Genomic DNA, 23,764 nt, shown 5'->3' with positions numbered 1-23,764 from the left:
CGTGAGGGAAGTTCCTGAGCGAAGGGGGGAATTAAAAATGAAAGAACTGTTTAAGCAGGCTTTCCTTCCGGGAGGATAGATGATTTTTTAATCTATTGAAAAACCAGTTAAATAAAAATTAGGAGGGAAAGCCATGGAATTTTTGATAAAGGAAGATCCTGAAAATATGAGGGCAGATTTTATTGACGACAATAGAATTATATCGGCTTTGGAAAAAGGGAAAAAGGCTACAAAAACTGAGATAAGGGAGATTTTACAAAAGGCTAGAGAAGCAAAAGGACTGGATATTGATGAAGTGGCGAGTCTTCTTTATTTGGAAGATGATGAACTATTGGAAGAATTATATCAAGTAGGCAGGGAAATAAAAAATAAAATTTATGGCAATAGAATTGTTTTATTCGCACCCCTTTATTACAGCGATTTTTGTATAAATAACTGCAAGTACTGCGGTTACCGGAGGGATAATAAAACACAAAGAAGAAGGCTTACCATGGAAGAAGTAAGGGAAGAAGTGAAGATTTTAGAAGATATGGGCCATAAAAGACTGGCATTAGAAGCAGGAGAGGATCCAGTGAATTGTCCCATAGATTACACATTAGAAGTAATAAGGACGGTATATGATACAAAGTTGAAAAATGGCAGTATTAGAAGGGTAAATGTAAATATCGCTGCTACAACTGTGGAAAATTATAAAAAACTTAAAGAAGTGGGTATAGGAACCTATATTTTATTTCAGGAAACCTACCACAGGCCCACATATAAAATAATGCATCCTTCAGGCCCAAAAAGTGATTACGATTATCATACAACCGCTATGGATAGGGCAATGCTCGGAGGCATAGATGATGTAGGATTGGGGGTCCTTTTTGGGCTTTATGATTACAAGTATGAAGTGGTAGCTTTAATAATGCATGCAAAATACTTGGATGAAAAATACGGAGTAGGGCCTCATACTATTTCTTTCCCGAGGTTAAGGCCAGCTTATGGAGTAGATATTAAGAATTTTCCTTACCTTGTTGGCGATAAAGATTTTAAGAAAATAGTTGCTATAGTGAGGCTTGCTGTTCCATATACAGGAATGATTCTTTCAACAAGGGAAAAACCGGAATTTAGGGAAGAAGTAATATCTGTAGGTATTTCTCAAATTAGCGCGGGTTCTTGTACCGGTGTAGGTGGTTATCACGAAGAAATTAGCAAAAGAGAAAATAATACTTGCTATCAATTCGAGATAGAAGATAAGCGTACGCCAAACGAGGTACTCATGTCGCTTTGCCAGCAAGGTTATCTTCCGAGTTACTGCACAGCGTGCTACAGAAAGGGAAGAACTGGAGATAGGTTTATGGAGCTTGCGAAATCAGGAAATATTCATAATCTATGCCAGCCCAATGCGATTTTGACTTTCAAAGAATTTTTGATGGATTACGCTGATGAAAAGCTGAAGGCATTAGGAGAAAAAGTTATCGAAAAAAGTTTAATGGATATTCCTAATGAGACAATAAAGACAAAAACAATAGAAAAGTTGAAGAGGATTGAAGAAGGGGAAAGGGATCTTTACTTTTAAACTACAAAAAAACCCGGGTCTATAAAGCCCGGGTTTTACCATAAAGCCCTTTCTAAAAAAAATAATGGTATGTTATAATTATTCTAAAAAGAAATTGGGGGAAGAAAATTGCTAGGTACAATAGTCAATTCATTATCAATAATAATAGGTTCTCTGATGGGATACTTTTTAAAAAATCAATTCAGCGATGATATAAAATCAACAATTATGCAAGGACTAAGCCTCACAGTGATGCTCATAGGAATTTCTATGAGCATAAAAACTAAAAACCTCCTTGTGGTAACATTAAGTATAGTAACAGGTGCAATCATCGGCGAAGTATTAAAAATAGAAGAAGGTTTAAATAAAATTGGAGGGCAATTAGAAAAGAGATTTTCAAATAATGAGGGCGAATTTACAAAAGCCTTTGTTACCGCAAGCTTAGTCTACTGTGTTGGAGCTATGGCAATAATGGGGTCAATTGAAAGCGGACTAAATGGAAATCACGGCATACTGTTTGTTAAATCTATTCTTGACGGCGTATCTTCAATAGTTTTTACATCGAGCTTAGGAATCGGTGTAGCCTTTTCTTCAATTCCAGTCTTTATTTATCAGGGTGCAATTACTCTGTCAGCAAAATTTATAAAGGCGTATTTAAACGATGATGTTATAAGGGAAATGACCGCAACTGGAGGACTTTTGATATTTGGTATAGGCATAAACATGCTCTCTGGGAATTCTCGGATAAAAGTGGGAAACCTTCTGCCAGCTATTTTTACTGCAATTTTTATAACTTACATGTTTCTAAAGTTTAATTTTTATTAGAAAAAGATTATTTACAAGGGGGAAATCAACAAAAATGCCTATACAGTACATACAAAATATTAGAGGAATCATTCTTGAAAATATCGATGTCGCTATTTTAATAATCGCTCTTTTGTACCTCGCAGCTTTTGTGTTTTTTGTTGCGGTAAGCGTAAAACTGACAAAAATTATGAAAAAATACAATCTTTTAATGAGGGGCATGGATGGAAAAAATTTGGAAGAAATTTTAATAAAAATTGCTGAAGAAGTTACAAGGGCTAAAAATGAAATTGCTGGAATGGACGAAAAGGTAGAGATGTTTGAAAAAAGGGTTAAACTTGCCATACAAAAGGTGCATGCCATTAGGTTTAATGCCTTTGACAGTATGGGTAGCGATTTAAGTTTTTCAGTAGCTCTCTTGAACGGAGAAAACGACGGTTTCATTATTACAAGCATTTATGGAAGGGATGAAAACAGGGTATATTTAAAGCCAGTCTATGGAGGAGCCAGCAGCTACCCCCTGAGCGAAGAAGAAAAAATGGTTTTAGAAAGGGCTCTATCCGAAGCATAAGGGGATGAATATATGAAAAAAAAAAGAAAGATAGTATGACAATAATGATAATTCCTCATTCTGATAAAAAGACAGTATCTTTCTTTTTGGACTCAAGGAAAATTAAAACAATTAAGTATGCATTTTTATTATTTGTATTAATAATTTTTATAGGTGGATTTCATTTTTTTAGATATTTAAACACATTGAAAGCTGAAAATTATAAACTCCTTGAAAGAAATAAAAAGTATGCAGACATGGAGGACAAGATAAAAGAATATAATCAGCAGAAAAAACAGTTAGAAGAAAAAATAATCGAAATGGAGGAAAAAATAGCAAGGATAGAGGAATTGGAAAACAAATTAAATAAACTTATAAAAGAAAATACATTTAATGTGGAAGTAAATACTCTTCTTACAAAAAAAAGTTCAAGTCTTTCAAGCCGTGGTGATGTAAATAGGGAAGAATTATTAACAAAATTAAAGGATTTAGATGAAAAGCTGGGGGAAAAAGAAAATAATTTAAAAAATCTTTCAAAGGCTTTAATCCAATTACAGGATAAAATAAACTCAATACCCGACATAATGCCTGTTCAGGGGGAAATAACCTCTCACTTTGGGTATAGAAAAAGCCCCTTTGGTAAGGGCAAAGAATTTCACGATGGTATTGACATTTCGGCACCCTATGGTACAGAAATAAAAGCCGCTGCAAATGGTATTGTCACATTTGCGGGCTATAAACCGGGATACGGATATACGGTGATATTAAATCACTCAAACGGGATTGAGACTGCTTATTCCCATGTTTCTAAGATTATTGTCAGAAAAGGGCAAAAGGTATCGAAGGGACAAGCTATAGCCTTAATTGGAAGTAGTGGTAGGAGTACCGGACCTCATCTGCATTTTTCCGTTATACATAATGGAAGGCTGAAAAATCCTTTGGAATATATTAATAAGTTAAATTAAAAAGGTACAGGGGGGAATATATGTTTCGGAAAAAAGAAGAATTAAATACTGTAAAAGAAATGGTTGAAACCATATTAGGCAAGGGTGCGGAATTTCATGGGAAAATAAAATCCACAGGGGCTCTAAAAATAGATGGTATAATGGAGGGAGAGATTGAAGGAGAAAGTGATGTAATAATATCAGAAGGGGCCTATGTTACGGCTCAGATGAGGGCAAACAATGCTATAATTGCAGGAGAATATCAAGGTGATATATTTTTAAAGGGAAAGCTTTACATAAAATCCACAGGAAAAGTAAGTGGAGATATAAAGGTTTATGGCATAGTTATAGAAGAAGGTGCGGAATTTAATGGAAAATGCGAAATGATAAAAAATGAAGAAATTTAGGGCTAACTTTTGAGGAAGGGGAGAAGCATTTGTCGGTATTTTTTATAATAAATCCTGTGGCTGGAAGAGGTAGAGCAATAAAAGTATGGAAGAAAATTAAGGAATCTTTGAACTTTTGCTATGACTATAAATTTACAAACAGTATCGGCGAAGCTACACAAATAGCAAAAAAAGCCTATAACGATGGCTATAAAATTATTATTTCAGTCGGAGGGGATGGCACCTTAAGAGAAGTAGTTAAAGCCTTGGCTGGAAAGGATGCACTCTTAGGGATAATACCTGCAGGGACTGGAAATGATTTTGCAAGAACATTAGGTATTCCCTTAGACATCGAAAAATCTTTAAATATTTTAAAATTAGGCTCCAGTGAAGAAATGGATTTAATTAGGTGTAATGGCGAAATATTTATAAATGCAGCGGGAGCTGGGCTTGACGCCCATGTGGCAGATTGCGTAAACAATGAAATAAGGCTTTTTAAAGGCACCTTTGCTTACATTGCAGCTTTAATAAAAACCCTACATAGGTTTAACCCGCAAGATGTTGAAATAAATATTGATGGTAAAATATTAAAAAGAAAAGCTTGGCTTGTTACAATAAGCAATGGGAAATACTACGGTGGTGGGATGATGATATGCCCTACAGCGCAGCCCGACGATGGCTATTTAGATGTTTCTATTGTTAATGACGTTAGGAAAACAGAAATACTAAGGTTTTTGCCAAGGGTATTTGGCGGAAAACACATAACACACAGGGCTTACGAGACCTTTAGAGGCAAAAAAGTCATAGTTAAAAGCCTTACACCTATACTGGTACATACTGATGGTGATATAATTGGTGTAACACCAAAGGAATTTGAAATATGGCCAAAAGCAATAAATATTATAAGGTAAAATACAGCTTGAGGCCTTTAAAGATAGCATCAGCAATAATTTTTGACATTTGCATAACTATGTAAAGCCTGGTATTTTGAAGAATGAGGTATTCCATTATACCCCCGAAATTAACGGTACCTGTAATATGATATGAACCCACAGGGGGCAATTCTTTCTTTACCCCTGCACCGGGTTTTAAAGGTCCCTTGCCTAACTTTATTGTTCCGATATTTTCAATTCGTCCCAAAGAGGCATCAATCGCTATTATAAAAGGCTTATTTCTTAGATTGTTTAATTGTTCTATAACTTTCTCGATATTTCCAGCATGAACAGGTTCTTTTAAACAACCGTAGATGTGAATATTAGAAAGTCCTTGTATGTAAGGATTTTCCATGAGAATATTTCCTACAATGGGTCCTAAGGAGTCGCCTGTAGACCTATCGGTACCGATGCAGAGAAAAATAATTTCTCCCTTTTGTTCGTAGCACTCTTCGAGAATTTTAAAAATACCTTTTCCAAGGATATCAGAAGCAAAGGGATTGTCAATGTGAACCCTTATTTCATTAGTTTTTAATAATTGTGGAATTATCATCAGCGACCTCCATGTTTTCATAAATTTCTTTTTTTATATTATTGACTCGAAATATATTTCTCTATACATTTTTGTAACAATTTCCTAAAAATTGCATATTTTATATAATAGGTACTACTTTGTTTTGAGGAGATGCGTTATATGAATTTCCTGGATATTTTACTTTTGGTATTTTTTGTAAAAGGGGCGATAGATGGGTACTCCAAGGGATTAATAACTTCTGCTGTAAATGTGGCAGGAGTGATTGTATCGATATATACAGCCGTTTTTTACCAGCAGGAAGTGGTAAAGTTTTTATCAAGCAATTTTGGATTTGAAAGAAAAATTGCCGGCATTTTTTACAATAGCAGTGCAAAGACTCTAACGGGTTCCATTCCGGCCGGTCTTTTAAATATTAAGGCTATGGTTGATATGGCGATGAATGCAATAGCCTTTCTTTTACTGTTTATAGCAGTACAGTTAATATTCACCCTTATTGAATATTTTATCGGGAGCATTGCTAAATCTACGAAGATGTCCTTTTTAAATAGGATATGTGGGGCTTTTCTATCCGTTTTAACTATAGCTATCTGGTTGTCCGTGGTAATAACCGCATTTCAGCCTTTTCTTTCTGTAGTTACAAACAAATCCTTCTTTGATATACTAAACAATTCAAAAATATTGAATCAATTGAAGGTTATTGATACAATATTTCCGAATGTAATAAAATTTATTTGAGAGTAGGGGGATTTTTGATGAGAACAGTTGATTGTAGGGGCAAAAAATGTCCAGAACCTGTTATAATGACAAAAAAGGCTTTAGAGGAGAGCGAAAATTTACAGGAAATTACTGTTATTGTAGATAACGAGGTTTCAAGAGAAAATGTTATGAAGTTTTTAAAAAGCAAAGGTTTTACGGCAAAAGTAGAAGAAAAGGAGGGCCTATATTATCTTTTTGCCCAAAAGGAATACGTAAACGAGGGCGAAATAAAAAAAGAAAAGAATTCGTATGTGGTATTAATAGGCAAAAATACTTTTGGAAGTGGTTCAGAAGAGCTCGGGAGAGTATTAATGAGAAGTTTTATGTATTCTTTAAGTGAGGCTCAAGTTCTACCGGAATCTATCATGTTTGTAAACAGTGGTGTATTTCTGACTACTGAAGGTTCAGAATTAATAGATATTTTAAAGGTATTTGAAGAAAAAGGGGTTAAAATACTTTCCTGTGGGACCTGTCTTGATTATTACAATCTAAAGGACAAGCTTCAGGTAGGCAGTATCACTAATATGTACACCATAGTAGAAAAAATGACTACTTTTAAAACAATCACAATATAGAAGGTGCTGATTTAATGAATTTATGGCTAAAATTAAAGCTTTTAAATACCTTTTATATGAAAATAATCTATGTTATATTATTTTCAGTAGTGTTTGTGAAGATAACTGATAAATTTATAGATGGGCTATTTAACAGACGGACCAAAATAATAAAAACTAATGAAAATAGATTAAAAACCCTTGGAGGACTTATAAAAAGTGTTGTTAAGTATACCGTGTATTTTGTTGCTGGGGTTATGTTGCTTGACACAGTAGGCATCAATACTTCTTCCATCCTTACCGCAGCAGGCATTGGAGGCCTGGCCCTTGGATTTGGGGCCCAAAGCTTGGTAAAGGACGTAATAGCTGGCTTTTTTATAATATTTGAAGACCAGTATCAGGTTGGAGACTATATAGAAACAAACGAAGTAGGAGGTTTTGTAGAAGAAATTGGCTTTAGAATAACAAAACTAAGAGATTTTGGAGGCCAGCTCCATATAATACCTAATGGGGAGATAAAGCGTGTTACCAATCACAGTCGAGGCAATATGAGAGCTTTGGTAAAGGTCAGGGTTTCCTATGAAGAAAATATAGATAAGGTATTTAGTATATTAAAGGAAGTTTGCGAAGAGTTTAGAGCTTTAGAATACATAAAAGAAGGTCCTGATGTGTTAGGTATAACAGATTTTGCTGCTGAAGGAATAGAGTTTAGTATTATTGCAAAGACAACACCTTTAATGCAGTGGACTGCCGAAAGAGAGTTAAGAAAAAGCATTAAAGAAAGATTTGAAAAAGAAGGCATAAGTTTTGCATATTACAAAGTTCCGCTGAAAGGTGCTTGAGGGAGTGATGATTTTGAAGTTTTTTATAGGTGATGTTGTTGAAATGAAAAAAAAGCACCCTTGCGGCAGTTTTCAATGGGAAATTTGGAGATTAGGAGCAGATATTGGGATAAAATGCACAGGATGTGGCAGAAAGGTAATGATACCGAGGAATAAGTTTGAAAAAAGTGTAAAAAAGGTTGTAAAAAGTATGGCGCCCCAAGACCTTGAAAATCTTAAAGAATAATGGTATAATACGCAAGAAGCATCTCTGCTCCGGTTATAATACCGGGGCCAAAAGTCCGAGGAGGTGAAAGAATGAGGAATTATGAAACCATGTACATCCTCGACCCCGATCTCAATGAGGATTCGGTAAACGCGTTGATTGAAAAATTCAAAAGTGTTATTACCGAAAGAGGGGGCGAGGTAAAGGAAATTGAACGGTGGGGAAAGAGAAAGTTAGCCTATCCCATTGAGCATCGCAAAGAGGGTTACTATGTTGTTATGAATTTCTCCTCAGACCCTGCAACAGCTCATGAGATGGAAAGGCTTTTTAAGATTACCACCGGGGTTTTAAGGCACATTGTTATCCGCAAGGATAGATAGGGGTGTAAGATTTGAATAAAGTGATTTTAATAGGAAGGCTTACAAAAGACCCCGAATTAAGGTACACCCCTGGCAGCGGGGTAGCGGTTGCAACCTTTACCTTAGCAGTCTCACGCCCTTTTTTAAATCAAAAGGGGGAAAGGGATACCGACTTCATTCCAATAGTAGCATGGAGAAGACTTGCTGAACAGTGTGCAAGCAATCTAAAAAAAGGAAGGCTTATCGGTGTCAGCGGAAGGCTCCAGGTAAGGTCTTTTGAAACACAAAATGGAACAAAGAGATGGGTAACCGAAGTTGTGGCAGAAGAAATTCAGTTTTTAGACAAACCCAAAATTCAGGATTCTCAGGAAAGAGATCAGGAAGCATTACCAACCGGTTTTGAGGATGGTTTTAATGACCCTGATATAGATTTAAATTTTGATTTCGGCGAAGAATTAAACGGTGAAGAAGACTTGCCCTTATAATTTTTAGAAAAGGAGGATAGGGATTGAAAGCGAAGAAGAATAAGAAAAAGAAGGTCTGCAGTTTCTGCGTAGATAAAATAGATTATATAGATTATAAAGACGTGGCAAGATTGAGGAAGTTTATAACCGAAAGAGCAAAAATCTTGCCCCGTAGAATTACTGGTAATTGCGCAAGGCATCAAAGACAGCTTACTGTTGCTATAAAAAGAGCAAGGAACATGGCTTTACTGCCATTTACCACTGAATAAAGAGAGGGGTAATTCCCTCTCTTTTTTTAAGCAAAAAGGGGGATAAATTTTATGCAAAACAATACAAAGGCGGTAGTAGAAGGAGCACTTTTAGCCGCAATAACGATTATACTAAGTCTGCTTTCTCTTTATATTCCCATATTGGGCACCTTTGCAAGCCTCGTCTGGCCAGTACCTATTATTTTACTCGGCATACGACATGGTGTAAAAATAAGCCTCCTTGCAACTATCGTATCGGGCATTATTGTTGCAATGCTTGAAGGTCCTTTGCAGGCATTTACAGTGGTTTTAGGGTTTGGACTTATAGGAATTGCTCTTGGTTGGGCTATAAGCAAGGATTTTTCTGCAGAAAAATGCCTTGCAGTAGGTACAATTGCTTCTCTTGTAGCCAAAGTTCTCTTAATATTAATTTCTCTATATATAATGGGAATAAACCCTATTAATGAAGAGATTGCGGCATTAAAGGAGTCCATTGAACAGGTCTCAAAGATTTATACTTCAATAGGTATGAACAAGGATACAGTAAATGCTATTACTCAAAATTTTAGCCAAACTGTAAACCTACTTTCTATGGCAATTCCTGGTGTATTTGTACTTGCGTCTGTGGTAGATGCCTTTTTAAATTACAGTGTAGCCAAAATTGTAATAGCAAGGCTCGGCAGCAGGATAAGAGATTTTACACCTTTTTGGCAGTGGAAACTCCCAACTTTTACAGTATTTTTTTTCCTCATAGGGGTTTTACTTACCTTTCTTGAACAATACTGGCCTGTAGGCATATTAAAATATATCGGCATGAACCTGCAATTGGTATTTTATTTTGCATTTTTTATCGAAGGCTTTTCCCTTCTTGCGTATTATTTTGGAAAGTACAATGTATCAAAACCTGTAAGAATTCTTACAGTCCTTTTTATATTTTTTAATCCTTTTTTTACTCAAATCATAGTATGGGCAGGAATGTTCGATATATTAATGAATTTTAGAAAATTATAGACAATTTTATTTTTAGAGGTGGGAAAGATGAAGGTAATTCTCGTTCAGGATGTAAAAAATTTAGGGAAGAAGGGCGATGTTGTAAATGTAGCTGACGGCTATGCGAGGAATTTTCTTTTTCCGAGAAATTTGGCAATAGAAGCATCTCCGGGCAATATTGCAAGATTAGAACAGGGAAAAAAGGCTATGGAGAATAAAAAGGAAAAGGAAAAAAGGGAAGCAGTAGAACTTGCAAAAAAAATTGAAAAATGTACTGTCACATTAAAAGTAAAAGCCGGGGAACAGGGCAAATTGTACGGTTCTATCAATACAAAGGATATTGCAGAAGGATTAAAGAGCCAGTTTAATATAGATATTGACAAAAGAAAGATTGTTTTAAAAGAGCCCATTAAATCTTTAGGCAGTTATGAAGTGGAGGTAAAAATCCACCCTGAGGTGGATGCTAAATTTAAATTAAGAGTAATCGAAGGGTGATAACATATGGAAAAAAACCCTTCCAAAGTGCCTCCTTACAATATTGAAGCGGAGCAGTCTGTTCTTGGCTCTATGCTTCTTTCAAAGGAGGCCATTTATGTTGCTGTGGAAAGATTAAAGAGTGAGGATTTTTATAGAGAAGCTCATCGAAAGCTATTTGAATGCATTGTTGAACTACATGAAAACAGAGAGCCCGTTGACCTTATTACAGTGACGGAATCTTTGAGGAATAAGAAAATTTTAGAAGAAGTAGGTGGAGTAACTTACCTTACAACATTAACTGAAATAGTCCCAACACCTTCCAATATAGCCGAATACTGCAAAATCGTTGAAGAAAAAGCTCTGCTCAGGAAATTAATTGAAGCAGCATCAAATATATTATCCTCTGCCTATGAACCTAAAGAAGATGTGGAAGAAATCTTGGATGAAGCAGAAAGGAAAATATTCAACATCGTACAAAAAAGAAGAGTAGAAAATTTCTACCATGTAAAGGATTTACTGCTTTCTACCTTTGAACGGATAGAAAAATTGTATCACACAAAAGGCGGTATTACGGGAGTGCCCACCGGATTTCCCGATCTCGATTCTATGACATCGGGATTGCAGCCATCAGATTTGATAATAGTAGCTGCAAGGCCGAGTATGGGCAAAACAGCTTTTGCTTTAAACATTGCTCAAAACGCAGCAATAAGGTATAAAATACCTGTTGCAATATTTAGCTTGGAGATGTCAAAGGAGCAGGTAGTCCAGAGAATGCTCTGTGCGGAGTCAAATGTAGACAGCCACAAATTAAGGACTGGAAAACTTGAAGAAGAGGATTGGCCAAGGCTTGCAAGGGCTATGGGTCCACTATCAGAAGCACCAATATATATAGACGATACTCCTGGCATCACCAGTTTGGAAATAAGGGCAAAGGCGAGAAGGTTAAAGGCGGAAAAGGGATTGGGACTTGTTGTGATCGACTACCTGCAACTTATTTCCAGCAAAGGCCAGTCTGAAACGAGACAGCAGGAGATTTCTGAAATCTCAAGGTCTTTGAAGGCTATGGCGAGGGAATTAAATGTTCCTGTACTTGCCCTTTCCCAGCTTTCCAGGGCACCCGATGCGAGGGCTGATCACCGGCCGGTGCTCAGCGACCTTAGAGAATCAGGTAGCCTTGAACAGGATTCTGATTTAGTGGCCTTTTTGTACAGGGAAAACTATTACAACCCCGATACAGATAAGAAGAATATAGTAGAAGTAATTATTGCAAAGCAGAGAAACGGGCCAACGGGCAAGGTAGAACTTTTGTGGCTTTCTCAGTATACCAAATTTGTCAGTGTGGAAAAATATAGGCAAAATGAGACGGCTTAAAAAGTAAAAAACGAATATTTAATACGTTTATTGAATAAAATATTCATATTTTATTGACTAAATTATTTTTTTTTGTTATATTTATTAGGGTTTTTCCTAAAAAGGATAAGGCAGGGGATGTTTTATGGAAAAAACTTATGATGTGATTATTGTTGGGGCGGGTCCCGCAGGTATTTTTACTGCTTTGGAGCTTGTAGATAAGGTTCCCAATTTATCCATATTAATTTTAGAAAAGGGCAAAGATATCGAGCACAGAACCTGTCCCTCAAAGGAAAAAAAGATAAAATGTGTGCACTGCGACCCCTGTTCAATTGTAAACGGGTGGGGAGGAGCTGGAGCATTCAGCGATGGAAAATTAACCTTAACCACCGAGTTTGGTGGTTGGCTTGATGAATATATATCAAAAGAGGAAGTTTCCCAGCTCATAGGCTATATTGATAGAATCTTTCTTAGCTTTGGAGCAACAGAAATTGTCCATGGAACGGATCAGAATAAAGTAAAGGAGCTTCAACAGAAAGCAGCCACGGCTGATTTGAGGCTAATCCCTGCAAAAGTAAAACATTTGGGTACCGAAAAATGCTGGCTTATATTAAAAAAGATGTACGATTATCTTAAGGATAAGGTGGAAATAAAGACATCGTCAGCAGTTAAAAACATACTTGTAAAGGATAAAAAAGCTATTGGCGTAGAGACGGTTAAAGGGGAAAGGTTTTTTGCAGAATATATTGTGGTTGTTCCAGGCAGAGAAGGTGCCGAATGGTTTGCGAAAGAAGCAAAAAGATTGGGACTGGATATGGAAATAAACCCTGTTGATATAGGCGTTAGGGTTGAAGTGCCTTCGGTTGTAATGGAGCCTTTAACTGATGTGGTTTATGAATCAAAGCTGATTTATTACTCCAAATCCTTTGACGATAAAGTAAGGACATTCTGCATGAATCCTTATGGTGAAGTAGTAATAGAGAATAACAGCGGCCTGATTACGGTAAATGGGCACAGTTATGCTGACAGAAAAACTACAAACACCAATTTTGCCCTTTTGGTAAGCAAAACCTTTACAGAACCATTTAAAGAACCTATTTCATACGGAAAATACATTGCAACACTTGCTAATATGTTAGGCGGAGGAGTAATAGTACAGCGCTTAGGTGATTTACTGTCTGGAAGGCGTTCTACTCCTGAGAGGATAAAAAGAGGGCTTGTTGAGCCCACTTTAAAAGAAGCAACTCCTGGGGATTTGAGTTTAGTCTTCCCTTACAGGCATTTAGTGAGCATATTAGAGATGCTTCAGGCAATGGATAAATTGGTACCAGGGGTGAACTCAAACCACACCTTGCTTTACGGGGTTGAAGTAAAATTTTATTCTTCAAGGCCTGCACTTACATCTGCCTTAGAGACCCAAATTAGTAATCTTTTTGCAGCAGGGGATGGTGCGGGAGTCACTCGTGGCTTAGCCCAGGCGTCTGTTTCAGGTGTTATTGTTGCAAGAGAAATCATTAGACGGATTTTAGACTGATTTTGGGGTGATTTTTTATGCCGGGCATAGTTGTTATAGGAACCCAATGGGGTGATGAGGGGAAAGGGAGAATAGTGGATTACCTTGCAAGCCGTGCGGATATGGTTGTTAGATATCAAGGGGGAAACAATGCAGGCCATACGGTAGAGGTAAATGATATTAGGTTCAAACTTCATCTTATACCTTCTGGCATATTACATCCTGGGAAAATATGTGTAATAGGTAATGGCATGGTAATAGATCCAATTGCCTTAGTGGAGGAAATAAGGTATTTAGAGGGCTATGGAATTGATGTTAAAAGCAGATTAAAAATCAGCGATAGGGCTCATCTCATAATGCCCTATCACAAACTCCTCGATGAAGTTATAGAAGAACATAAAGGAGAACTACAATTAGGGACCACACGACGGGGCATAGGTCCTGCATATGTAGATAAAGCGGAAAGGATAGGTATAAGGGTTTGCGATCTTTTGGAGCCTAAGTATTTTGAAGAAAAAGTAGAACAAAATCTTAAGATGAAGAATGAAATCATCCAAAAGGTTTACGGCAAAAAGGGCTTTGAAAAAGGTCCTATCATCGAGTCTTATCTAAAGGCCGCAGAGCAAATAAAAGACATGGTTTGCGATACCACTTCGATAATATACGAATTTTCAAAAAACGATAAAAAGATTTTGTACGAAGGTGCTCAGGGAACATTGCTTGATGTGGATTTAGGAACTTATCCCTATGTTACATCCTCTCATCCTATAGCCGGGGGTGTATGTATTGGAGCCGGAATAGGCCCAACACTAATAGATAGTGTAGTGGGGGTGGTAAAGGCCTACACCACCCGCGTGGGCAAAGGCCCTTTCCCAACGGAATTACTGGACAAAACGGGTGATATAATTAGGGAAAAAGGATATGAGTACGGCACCACTACTGGAAGGCCAAGGCGGTGCGGATGGCTTGATGTAGTCATGCTTCGCTATGCGGTAAAGGTAAACGGGCTTTCATACGTTGCAATTACCAAATTAGATACCCTTGGAGGGCTTGAAAAAGTAAAAATTTGTATTGGGTATAAGTATAAAGGGAAAACGATAACAGATTTTCCGGCAAGCTTAAATGTCTTATCGGAGTGTGAGCCTATTTACGAAGAGCTGCCCGGATGGGAGGAAGGCATATCTGATATTAAAAGGATTGAAGAGCTTCCTGAAAATCTTATTAAATATATTTATAAAATAGAAGAATTGACGGGTGTTAAAGTAGCTTTTATTTCGATTGGGCCAAAGAGGGAGCAAGGCTTTGAAATCGTTAAGCTTTTTTAATTCCTGCAGGCATTTGCTTGCAGGAATTTTTTTTATGAAAATAGAAAAATTTATGAGAATATTTAGGAGGATACAACAGGTGAAGATAGTTATGCAAAAGAGTATAATTTTAATTAGGTGATAATAGATGTTATTAAGTATACAAAAAGTAAAAGAAATATACTCGATTAGTCGAAGGACACTTATAAACTGGGAAAAAGAAGGGTTAATTACTCCTCTTAGAACTCCAAAGGGTAGAAGAAGGTATAGAAAAGAAGATATAGAGAAGCTATTAGGTATGATAGAAGAAAAACCAAAACCGACTGTAGTTTTATATGCAAGAGTATCTACAAAAAAGCAGGAAGAGTACCTAAAAAATCAAATCAGGAGACTTGAAGAATATGCCAATTTGCAAGGTTGGCGGTATGAAGTCATATCCGAAATAGCAAGTGGGGTAAATGAAAACAGGAGAGGTTTATTAAAGCTTCTGAACAAAATAAAAAGAGGAGAAGTTCAAAAAGTTGTGGAGTAGAGCTTGTAGTTTTGAATGGAAAGGAAAATGAAGAAGATGTAAACAAAGAACTAGCAGAAGACTTAATAGCAATAGTTACATCATTTGCAGCCAGGATTTACGGGCAAAGAGGTGGTAAAAAGCATGATAACAATCCAAGCTAAACTTGTTTTTGACAGTAAAGAAGATAAACAAGAAGTATTAGACCTTATGAGAAGATGGTCATCCTGCGCAAGATTCGCATATAACAGACTTTTAGAAGGTAAAAGCAGAAATACACTAAAAAAAGAACTTCAAGGGATTTTTAATTTAAATTCGAGGTATGTAGATGATGCGATAATGAAGGCAAAAAGCGTTTTAGAGTCTTGCAAAGAAAGGGAAGAGAATCCGAGGAAGGTTATCTTTGGCGGCAGGAGTTTGTTTGATAAGCTCAAGAAACGGCACATAAATGGAAATGCATATAAGAAGCTGCAACATGAGTGGCAAGAAAGAAGGAAAGGCAATCTTTACTCTAGGGGAGATAAGAGCAAGAAAGGAAATCTGAATACGAGAATCGAGATAGATGAAAATGGTGCAGTACTTAGAATCAACGTAGGTGAAAGAAAGTATGCATATGCGAGGATACAAGCGGGGTGGAAGAAGAGTAAGAGCCGGGAAGGATTGCTTGAGGCAATCAGCACTTGTGGAGAGCCTTACTCGGTTGAGTTAAAGCTTAAAAACGGGAAGGTATATGCTTACTTTACAATTGAAGAAAACTTTCCGGAAGTTGTGGTAACAAAGGAAAATGGAGTTATAGGCATAGATGTTAACGCATATCCGGACCACATAGCGTGGTCAGAAACAGATGAGAACGGTAAGCTTGTAAGTTATGGCAGAATACCGATGCCTGAACTTACAAGCGGCAATTCAAATAAGAGGGAATATTATAGATGGCAGTATGCTCATGAAATAGTAAGGCTAGCAGAAGAAAAGAAAAAAGCAATAGCAATCGAAAGATTGGACATAAGAGACAAAGGAAAAAGAGGGGATTTTTCAGGGAGGAAATCAAGGAGGATAAGGCACAGCTTTAGCTACAGGTCACTTTTGGAAAAAATCAAGGTTTTAGCGAAGAGGAAAGGTATACAAGTTATAGAGGTCAATCCTGCCTATACATCAGTGATAGGGATGCTGAAGTATGCACCGCAGTATATGATAAGCAAGGACATAGCAGCTGCATACGTAATAGCAAGAAGGGGGCTTGGACTAAAAGAGCAAGTCCCCGAAGGGTATATGGCAATTCTAAAAGATTTAGATGCTGACGAATTGGAAGAATTAAAAGAGCACGTAAAGAGAACGGTTAAGAACAAACAACTAAAGAAAAGGCAACTAAAGGAGATAGACAGAGCGATAAAACTGATAAAAAGCCTTGGGAGTGAGCCAGGGAAGGCACTAATACCTCTGGGTGGAACAAGTATTAGTGCCTATAGCACAAGCTATAATCTCTGGCGAGTTCTCAAGGTAGCGGTGGTAACGCCACTCTCCCCTGAGAGGGTATTAAGGGACGTCTCTGTCCTGAAGGGAGTATTACATTCAGGGCAAGTGGGGAGACCCGGTTAAGGGCGCGAGTTCCTGCTTCTTGGGGCAGGGGCTATGGGAGTGCTTAAATACCGCCTGCTGGGAATGAGCACTCTCTGAAAGGGCGGAATACAAATAGCCCAGCCTTCCAGACTTGTGCAGTTTTGCACAGTTTGGATGACCAGGATATCATTATGACTGTAAACTTGCCTTCGGTTTACGAACCGAAAAATGTGGAGGAAAAATGGTATAAATATTGGGAAGAGAATGACCTTTTTAGAGCAAAAATCGATAAGACTAAAAAACCCTTTACAATAGTAATACCACCACCCAATGTTACAGGAAACCTTCACATGGGACATGCGCTTAATAATACACTTCAAGATATTTTAATAAGGTTTAAAAGGATGCAGCAGATTCCTACCTTATGGCTTCCGGGGACGGACCATGCAGGTATCGCGACTGAAGCGAAAGTAAAGGAACAATTGGCACAGGAAGGCCTTTCCAAATACGATCTCGGCAGGGAAAAATTCTTGGAAAGGGTTTGGGCGTGGAAAGAAAAGTACGGTGGAACTATAGTCAACCAGTTAAAAAAATTAGGCGCTTCGTGCGACTGGTCAAGATTCAGATTTACTTTGGATGAAGGTTTAAGTAAAGCAGTTAGAGAAGTTTTCGTAAGCTTATATGAAAAAGGATTAATTTATAGAGGAGACTATATAATAAATTGGTGTCCTACCTGCAAAACTACTCTTTCAGATATTGAAGTAGAATACGAGGAACACCAAGGTAAGCTTTATTATGTTAAATATCCTTTTAAAAATGGAAAGGGTTTTATTGAAATTGCCACAACAAGGCCTGAGACAATGCTTGGCGATGTAGCGGTGGCAGTAAATCCAAGTGATGAAAGATATAAACACTTAATAGGAGAAACTGTAATCCTTCCTCTAATGGAAAGAGAAATACCTATAATTGCAGATGAATATGTAGACATGGAATTCGGGACCGGTGCTGTAAAAATTACTCCGGGCCATGATCCAAACGATTTTGAAATTGGCTTAAGGCATCAGCTCCCTGTGATTAAAGTGATGAATGAAGAAGGGAAAATGAATGAAAATGCAGGCAAATTTGCTGGTCTTGACAGATATGAAGCGAGAAAATTAATTGCAGAAGAACTTAAAGAAAAGGGTTTATTAATCAAAATCGAAGATATTAATCACAGTGTGGGGCACTGCTACAGGTGTGATACAGTTGTAGAACCCATGGTTTCAAAGCAGTGGTTTGTAAAGATGAAGCCTTTAGCAGAACCAGCAATAGAAGTAGTAAAACAGGGCAAGGTGAAATTTGTCCCCGAGAGATTTACTAAGATATATATAAACTGGTTAGAGAATATCCACGACTGGTGCATTTCAAGACAGCTTTGGTGGGGACACCAGATACCTGCATGGTACTGTATGGATTGTAAAGAAATGACCGTCTCAAGAGAGGATATTAAAGAATGTCCCAAATGCAAAAGTACAAAAATAGAACAGGATCCTGATGTTTTAGATACTTGGTTTAGCTCAGCTTTATGGCCCTTTTCTACTTTAGGATGGCCTGAAAAGACGGAAGACCTTGAATATTTTTATCCCACTTCTGTATTAGTAACGGGTTATGATATCATTTTTTTCTGGGTTGCAAGAATGATCTTCTCAGCGATGGAGTTTATGAAAAGAGAACCTTTTGAATATGTGGTTATAACAGGACTTGTAAGGGATGCTTTGGGAAGAAAGATGAGCAAATCCTTGGGCAACGGTATAGACCCCCTCGAGGTTATTGAAAAATACGGTGCCGATACATTGAGATTTTCATTAAGCACTGGAAATACTCCTGGAAACGATATGAAATTTTACTGGGAAAAAGTTGAGCACAGCAGAAATTTTGCAAATAAAATTTGGAATGCTTCCCGCTTTGTGCTAATGAATTTAGAAGGATTTGAACCTAAGAAAATAGATGTTGAAAAGCTCTCGTTAAAAGACCGCTGGATACTTTCGAGGTTAAACAATGTAATTGAAGAGGTTACGGAATTTTTGGAGAAATTTGAGATAGGTATTGCAGCCTCAAAAATTTACGACTTTTTCTGGAGCGAATTTTGCGATTGGTATATAGAAATGGCAAAAATTGATCTTAATAAAGAGGATGAGGAAATAAAGAACATCACAAAAGGTGTATTATTTACTGTCTTAGAGAATGCTTTAAAACTTTTACATCCCTTTATGCCCTTCATAACAGAAGAGATATGGCAGCAGCTACCCCATGAAGGGAAAAGCATAATGGTTTCAGAGTGGCCAAAGAAAAATCCGGATTATGAATTCAACGATATTTATAAAATGGACATTTTGATGGAGGCTGTAAGGGGAATACGCAACATCAGGGCAGAGATGAATGTACCTCCATCTAAAAAAGCAAGGATATTGATAAAAGCCACCGAAAAGGAAATTGAAAATTTATTCAAAGAAAATATGGACATAATATATTCCCTTGCAAAGGTAGAAAAAGCTGAATTTATAGAAAAAGAAGCTTCACCCAAAAAAGCCATGAGTGCTGTAGTAAAGGGCGCAGAAATCTACGTGCCTATGGAAGGCTTAATAGATATCGAAGTAGAGATTGAAAGGCTCAATAAAGAAAAAAGAGAATTAGAAGAAGAGCTTGAAAAAGCTGAAAGAAAATTGTCAAATGAAAACTTTATAAAGAAAGCGCCTCAGGAAGTGGTAGAAAAGGAAAGGTTAAAAGCAGAAGAATTTAAGGATAAAATATCAAAAATTGAAAAAAGACTGAGCCTATTGAGAAATGAATAAAGAAAGAGGGTCGTTTTGATGTTGACAATAGAAGATGTTCTTTCCAAAATTCACGGTATGCAAAAGTTTGGCATTAAACCGGGGCTTGAGAGGATAAAAAAACTTCTGGAAATATTAGATAACCCCCATGAAGGCATACAGGTTATTCATGTAGCGGGGACCAACGGAAAAGGGTCAACATCTGCAATGATCGATTCCATTTTAAGAGCACATGGATTCAGGGTGGGGCTTTATACCTCACCCTATCTTGAAGTTTTTAATGAAAGGATAAGGCTTAACGGGGAAAACATCAGCGATGAAGACTTAATTAAGCATGCAAAAAAGGTTTTTAATGCTGTTGATATAATGGAGAAAGAAGGTATGGAATCACCTACTGAATTTGAAGTTGTAACTGCGATAGGTTTTTCCTACTATAAGGAAAAGAGTGTGGACTTCCTCGTGCTCGAAGTAGGGATGGGAGGAAGATTGGATGCGACAAATGTGGTATATCCTCTTGTTAGCGTTATAACCCCAATAAGTTTTGACCATAAAGAATACTTAGGGGATACCTTAGAAAAAATTGCAAAGGAAAAGTGTGGGATAATAAAGAAAAACATTCCTGTAGTTACTTCACTGCAAGAAAAAGAGGCTTTAAACGTGATTGAAAATAGATGTAGAGAAACAGGTTCAAAATTGTACAAAGTGGGTGAACATATAAAATTTAAGCCAATTTCTAATAGCCTTCTCGGACAAACCTTTGAATTGCATTCTATAAAAAATTTTTACGAAAACCTTCAAATAACCCTTTTGGGGGAACATCAGCTATTAAATGCGTCAACAGCTGTTGGTGCTGTAGAGGTTTTAAGCGATTATGGAATTGAAATAAATAAGGAAAAAGTGGCTTTAGGTTTAAAAGGTGCAAAGTGGGCTGGAAGGTTTGAGATTTTGAGGGAAGAACCATATATAGTCATTGATGGGGCTCACAATGAAGCAGGATTTGAGGTGCTAAAAAAGTCAATTATAAGTTATTTCAATGATAAAAGGAAAATATTTGTCCTCGGGATTTTAAAAGACAAAGATTATAAAAAAATGCTGGAAATTATTACTCCTATCGCTGATAAGATTATTACAACAAAGCCCGACAGTCCAAGAGCCCTTTCTTCCAAAGAACTGAAAGAAGCTATAAAATGTGTTACTTCGAAAAATATCCCAATAGAAAGCGAAGATGATATTAATAAAGCGGTAGAAATTGCGTTAAATATTGCAGCCAAAGATGATGTTATAATATTTGCAGGTTCTTTATATATGATTGGAAAGGTTAGAGAGATACTAAGAAAGTAATATTTTTCACAAAGATATATTTATTAATTTATTTTTTTGATATAATTATATTTGGATAAAATAATTAATTTTTTTATATCTGTATAATTGTTTAAAAGGAGTGATTTAAACGAAAAAGCAGAGACTTGGACTTATTATTTTTTTAATAATGTTTTTATTGGTATCTTGCACAAAAAGAGAAGAAAATTCTATTACCAAGACCAATTTTCTCTTAGATACTTTAATACAAATAACAGCTTATGGAGAAAATGCCGATAAGGCAATTGACAGCGCTTTTGACAGGATATCAGAGATTCATAACAAAATGAATGTAAATGATGAAAATAGTGAAGTCAGCAAAATAAACAAATTGGCAGGGAGGGGTTATCAAAGAGTAAGTGGAGATACTTTATATGTCATTAAAAAGGGATTATTTTATTCAGCTTTATCAAAGGGTAGATTTGATATCACCATTGGACCTTTGGTAAAACTTTGGGGAATTGGCACAGACAAGGCAAGGCTACCTGACAAAAAAGAAATCGAAAATGTCATATCTCTCATTAATTACAAAGATGTAATTATAAATGAAGACAAAAATGAAGTTATGCTTAAAAAAGAAAATATGTCCATTGACCTTGGAGCGATTGCAAAGGGCTATGCAGCTGATGAAGTTATAAGAATTTTAAAAGAAAATGGAATAAAAAGTGCAGTTGCTGATCTTGGTGGAAATATTTACGTATTGGGTTCAAAACCTAACGGGAAACCGTGGAGAATAGGAATTCAGGATCCTTTTAAATCAAGAGGCTCAACCTTTGCAGCTATAGAAGTAAAAGATAAAACTCTGGTAACATCAGGTACCTACGAAAGATTTTTCATAAAAAATGGGAAAAGGTATCATCATATTTTGGATGTTAAAACCGGTTATCCTGTAGAAAATGGATTGGTTAGTGTTACAATTATAGGTGATAGTTCCATTGACTGTGATGCCCTCTCTACTACGGTTTTTGTTTTGGGTTTACAAGAAGGGATGAAACTTATAGAAAGTTTAAAGGGTTATGATGCAATTTTTGTTACTCAGGATAAGAAGGTTTATGTAACATCTGGAATAAAAAATTATTATAATTTTAATATTACCAATGAAGAATTTAAAATGGATAATTTAAGATAAGATTTAAAAATTTAAATTAATTTTTGGACAAAGTTATTGTTAAAAATTTAACAATAACTAAAACATTGTGACAATTTTCGCTTTTCGTATTGTAAAAAGACGGTTACTGTGATAAAATTAAAAACAAGGAGTGATATTTTTGTTTAAAAAGTTTAAGATTCCCGATGCCACAATAGGAAGGCTTACTGCTTATTCAAGGTTTTTAAAAGAGGCGGATGAAAAAGGAATATCTACGGTATCATCACAACACATCGCTGAAGCTACGGGTGTTACTCCTACTCAGGTGAGGAAAGACCTTGCATATTTTGGAGAATTTGGCACAAGGGGCGTAGGATATAATCCTCGCGAATTGTACAATTATATAATGAAGATACTTGGGCTTGATAAAAAGTGGAAGGTAGCAATATTTGGTGCAGGACATTTAGGGACTGCTCTTTCCCAATACAAAGGGTTTTTGGAAAGAGGGTTTGAAATAGTATGTATTTTTGATAATGACCCAGAAAAGGTGGGTAAAAAATTAAATAATGTGGAAATTTTTCATATAAACGATTTAAAAACAAAAGCAAGAGAACTGAATATAGAACTTGGCATTGTTGCAGTTCCGGCGCAAGCTGCTCAAGAAGTTATAAATCAGATGGTAGAAGCGGGAATTAGAGGGATAATAAATTTTGCTCCTGTAAATGTAACAGTGCCTGAAAACGTTGTTTTGCGTAGAGTGGATCTTGCATCCCAATTAGAGTATCTTACCTATTATTTAGGTGAAAATAGATGAAATTATATGAGATTAAAAAAATTTTAAACGCTGAAATTTTATTAGGCGAAAATTTGGATTTTGAAATAGAAAATGCATCAGGTGCAGAGCTAATAAGCGATATACTTTCGGACAATAAAAAGAATGCGGTTTTATTAACGGGGCTTACCCACAATCAGATTGTAAAAACTGCTTATATGTCGGATTTTAAAGCAATTATTTTTGTGAGAGGGAAAATGCCTGGGCGAGATGTTATTGAATTAGCAAAGGATTATGGTCTTGTTCTTTTGCGCACATTGTATCCATTGTACGAAAGCTGCGGATTGCTTTTTGAGGCAGGATTAAAAGGCGATTTTAAAAATAGATTTGAAACAGAAAAAGATGAACAAGAAAAAGATCTTGCTCGGGCTATGGAACTTTCTTATGAAGTGATCGGCGGAGATTTTAATGCAGCTGGGAGGGCAACCGAGCAGGCCAAGAAAATTTTTAGGCAAATCGGCATAGATCCTACAGTATTAAGAAGAGTTGCTATTGCTGCTTATGAAGCTGAAATGAATATAGTTATCCATGCGTATAAAGGTAAAATGAGGTTTAATTTAACTCCTAAGTATATAGAAATTATTGCGGAAGATGAAGGTCCAGGCATACCTGATATAGAGCTTGCTATGCAGGAAGGATATTCAACTGCTCCCGAACACATTAGGGAAATGGGGTTTGGGGCAGGGATGGGGCTGCCAAACATGAAGAAATTTTCGGATAAGTTTGAAATAACGTCGGATGTTGGAAAAGGAACAAAAGTGAGAATGATAATTTATTTGTGATTGATTTAAACTTAAGTAAATTAATATCTTTGGATTTTCTTAACATGCTTTTTTAGAAAATATACATATTAAG

At 36.5% G+C, this 23,764-nt stretch carries 25 protein-coding genes and 1 pseudogene; 25 read left to right on the top strand and 1 reads right to left on the bottom strand.

Features of this window, described 5'->3' with window-relative positions; all coding sequences use genetic code 11:
- The first annotated feature begins 142 nt into the window (after positions 1-142).
- The 6 genes from hydG (at position 143) to ACPLVF_RS02945 (ending at position 5,135) form a co-directional block, all read left to right on the top strand.
- Positions 143-1,561, top strand: a complete 1,419-nt coding sequence (hydG, locus tag ACPLVF_RS02970; RefSeq protein WP_424906352.1) for a [FeFe] hydrogenase H-cluster radical SAM maturase HydG — start codon at positions 143-145, stop codon at positions 1,559-1,561.
- A 108-nt stretch (positions 1,562-1,669) separates the two neighbouring features.
- Entirely contained in the window at positions 1,670-2,365 is a 696-nt protein-coding gene (locus ACPLVF_RS02965) for a DUF554 domain-containing protein (protein WP_424906337.1), read from the top strand.
- A 34-nt stretch (positions 2,366-2,399) separates the two neighbouring features.
- Positions 2,400-2,915: a DUF4446 family protein gene (locus tag ACPLVF_RS02960; RefSeq protein ID WP_424906336.1), complete on the top strand. Its 516-nt coding sequence runs from the start codon at positions 2,400-2,402 to the stop codon at positions 2,913-2,915.
- Positions 2,916-2,950: 35 nt separating this feature from the next.
- Complete coding sequence (locus tag ACPLVF_RS02955; RefSeq protein WP_424906335.1) at positions 2,951-3,859, top strand: peptidoglycan DD-metalloendopeptidase family protein; 909 nt, start codon at positions 2,951-2,953, stop codon at positions 3,857-3,859.
- A gap of 20 nt (positions 3,860-3,879) precedes the next feature.
- Positions 3,880-4,245 (top strand): bactofilin family protein, encoded by a 366-nt coding sequence (locus ACPLVF_RS02950; RefSeq protein ID WP_424906334.1) that lies wholly within the window; start codon positions 3,880-3,882, stop codon positions 4,243-4,245.
- A gap of 29 nt (positions 4,246-4,274) precedes the next feature.
- A complete protein-coding gene (locus tag ACPLVF_RS02945) occupies positions 4,275-5,135 on the top strand; it encodes a diacylglycerol/lipid kinase family protein (RefSeq protein ID WP_424906333.1) in 861 nt (286 codons plus the stop codon).
- Here the strand turns inward: ACPLVF_RS02945 and yyaC are convergent.
- A complete protein-coding gene (gene yyaC, locus ACPLVF_RS02940; RefSeq protein WP_424906332.1) occupies positions 5,125-5,709 on the bottom strand; it encodes a spore protease YyaC in 585 nt (194 codons plus the stop codon). The genes ACPLVF_RS02945 and yyaC overlap by 11 nt on opposite strands.
- 141 nt (positions 5,710-5,850) lie before the next feature.
- Here yyaC and ACPLVF_RS02935 point away from each other — a divergent pair, with 141 nt between their 5' ends.
- The 19 genes and pseudogenes from ACPLVF_RS02935 to ACPLVF_RS02845 all read left to right on the top strand — a co-directional run bounded on the left by ACPLVF_RS02935 (position 5,851) and on the right by ACPLVF_RS02845 (position 23,691).
- Positions 5,851-6,426 (top strand): CvpA family protein, encoded by a 576-nt coding sequence (locus tag ACPLVF_RS02935; RefSeq protein ID WP_424906331.1) that lies wholly within the window; start codon positions 5,851-5,853, stop codon positions 6,424-6,426.
- A gap of 17 nt (positions 6,427-6,443) precedes the next feature.
- Positions 6,444-7,022 carry a sulfurtransferase-like selenium metabolism protein YedF gene (gene yedF / locus ACPLVF_RS02930; RefSeq protein ID WP_424906330.1) on the top strand — a complete coding sequence of 193 codons (579 nt, stop codon included), beginning with the start codon at positions 6,444-6,446 and terminating at the stop codon, positions 7,020-7,022.
- A 14-nt stretch (positions 7,023-7,036) separates the two neighbouring features.
- Entirely contained in the window at positions 7,037-7,843 is an 807-nt protein-coding gene (locus ACPLVF_RS02925) for a mechanosensitive ion channel family protein (protein ID WP_424906329.1), read from the top strand.
- A 7-nt stretch (positions 7,844-7,850) separates the two neighbouring features.
- The gene (locus tag ACPLVF_RS02920) at positions 7,851-8,069 is read left to right on the top strand and encodes a DUF951 domain-containing protein (RefSeq protein WP_424906328.1); all 219 of its coding nucleotides are present in this window, start codon (positions 7,851-7,853) and stop codon (positions 8,067-8,069) included.
- Positions 8,070-8,140: 71 nt separating this feature from the next.
- A complete protein-coding gene (gene rpsF, locus ACPLVF_RS02915; RefSeq protein ID WP_424906327.1) occupies positions 8,141-8,428 on the top strand; it encodes a 30S ribosomal protein S6 in 288 nt (95 codons plus the stop codon).
- An 11-nt stretch (positions 8,429-8,439) separates the two neighbouring features.
- Complete coding sequence (locus tag ACPLVF_RS02910; protein WP_424906326.1) at positions 8,440-8,892, top strand: single-stranded DNA-binding protein; 453 nt, start codon at positions 8,440-8,442, stop codon at positions 8,890-8,892.
- 23 nt (positions 8,893-8,915) lie between these two features.
- A complete protein-coding gene (gene rpsR / locus ACPLVF_RS02905; protein WP_068747684.1) occupies positions 8,916-9,140 on the top strand; it encodes a 30S ribosomal protein S18 in 225 nt (74 codons plus the stop codon).
- A 51-nt stretch (positions 9,141-9,191) separates the two neighbouring features.
- The gene (locus ACPLVF_RS02900; protein ID WP_424906325.1) at positions 9,192-10,130 is read left to right on the top strand and encodes a YybS family protein; all 939 of its coding nucleotides are present in this window, start codon (positions 9,192-9,194) and stop codon (positions 10,128-10,130) included.
- Between the two features lie 27 nt (positions 10,131-10,157).
- The gene (rplI, locus tag ACPLVF_RS02895; protein ID WP_424906324.1) at positions 10,158-10,604 is read left to right on the top strand and encodes a 50S ribosomal protein L9; all 447 of its coding nucleotides are present in this window, start codon (positions 10,158-10,160) and stop codon (positions 10,602-10,604) included.
- A gap of 6 nt (positions 10,605-10,610) precedes the next feature.
- On the top strand, positions 10,611-11,957 hold the full coding sequence (dnaB, locus tag ACPLVF_RS02890; protein WP_424906323.1) for a replicative DNA helicase: 1,347 nt from the start codon (positions 10,611-10,613) through the stop codon (positions 11,955-11,957).
- 124 nt (positions 11,958-12,081) lie between these two features.
- Entirely contained in the window at positions 12,082-13,470 is a 1,389-nt protein-coding gene (locus tag ACPLVF_RS02885) for an NAD(P)/FAD-dependent oxidoreductase (protein ID WP_424906322.1), read from the top strand.
- Positions 13,471-13,487: 17 nt separating this feature from the next.
- Positions 13,488-14,774 (top strand): adenylosuccinate synthase, encoded by a 1,287-nt coding sequence (locus ACPLVF_RS02880; protein WP_424906321.1) that lies wholly within the window; start codon positions 13,488-13,490, stop codon positions 14,772-14,774.
- A 127-nt stretch (positions 14,775-14,901) separates the two neighbouring features.
- A pseudogene (locus ACPLVF_RS02875) lies at positions 14,902-15,428 on the top strand (IS607 family transposase).
- On the top strand, positions 15,409-16,860 hold the full coding sequence (locus tag ACPLVF_RS02870; RefSeq protein WP_424906320.1) for an IS200/IS605 family accessory protein TnpB-related protein: 1,452 nt from the start codon (positions 15,409-15,411) through the stop codon (positions 16,858-16,860). The pseudogene ACPLVF_RS02875 and the gene ACPLVF_RS02870 overlap by 20 nt, the downstream one beginning before the upstream one ends.
- 152 nt (positions 16,861-17,012) lie before the next feature.
- On the top strand, positions 17,013-19,652 hold the full coding sequence (locus tag ACPLVF_RS02865) for a valine--tRNA ligase (protein ID WP_424906319.1): 2,640 nt from the start codon (positions 17,013-17,015) through the stop codon (positions 19,650-19,652).
- Between the two features lie 21 nt (positions 19,653-19,673).
- The gene (locus ACPLVF_RS02860) at positions 19,674-20,972 is read left to right on the top strand and encodes a bifunctional folylpolyglutamate synthase/dihydrofolate synthase (protein ID WP_424906351.1); all 1,299 of its coding nucleotides are present in this window, start codon (positions 19,674-19,676) and stop codon (positions 20,970-20,972) included.
- Between the two features lie 148 nt (positions 20,973-21,120).
- Positions 21,121-22,119, top strand: coding sequence for an FAD:protein FMN transferase (locus tag ACPLVF_RS02855; RefSeq protein WP_424906318.1), 999 nt, complete (start codon positions 21,121-21,123; stop codon positions 22,117-22,119).
- Between the two features lie 139 nt (positions 22,120-22,258).
- The gene (locus tag ACPLVF_RS02850) at positions 22,259-22,891 is read left to right on the top strand and encodes a redox-sensing transcriptional repressor Rex (protein ID WP_424906317.1); all 633 of its coding nucleotides are present in this window, start codon (positions 22,259-22,261) and stop codon (positions 22,889-22,891) included.
- A complete protein-coding gene (locus tag ACPLVF_RS02845; protein WP_424906316.1) occupies positions 22,888-23,691 on the top strand; it encodes an ATP-binding protein in 804 nt (267 codons plus the stop codon). The genes ACPLVF_RS02850 and ACPLVF_RS02845 overlap by 4 nt, the downstream gene beginning before the upstream one ends.
- Positions 23,692-23,764: the final 73 nt, after the last annotated feature.

It is taken from the genome of Thermovenabulum sp., from assembly GCF_049701175.1.
Classification (GTDB): domain Bacteria; phylum Bacillota; class Thermosediminibacteria; order Thermosediminibacterales; family Thermosediminibacteraceae; genus Thermovenabulum.
This window is presented reverse-complemented; position numbering and strand designations above follow the sequence as displayed.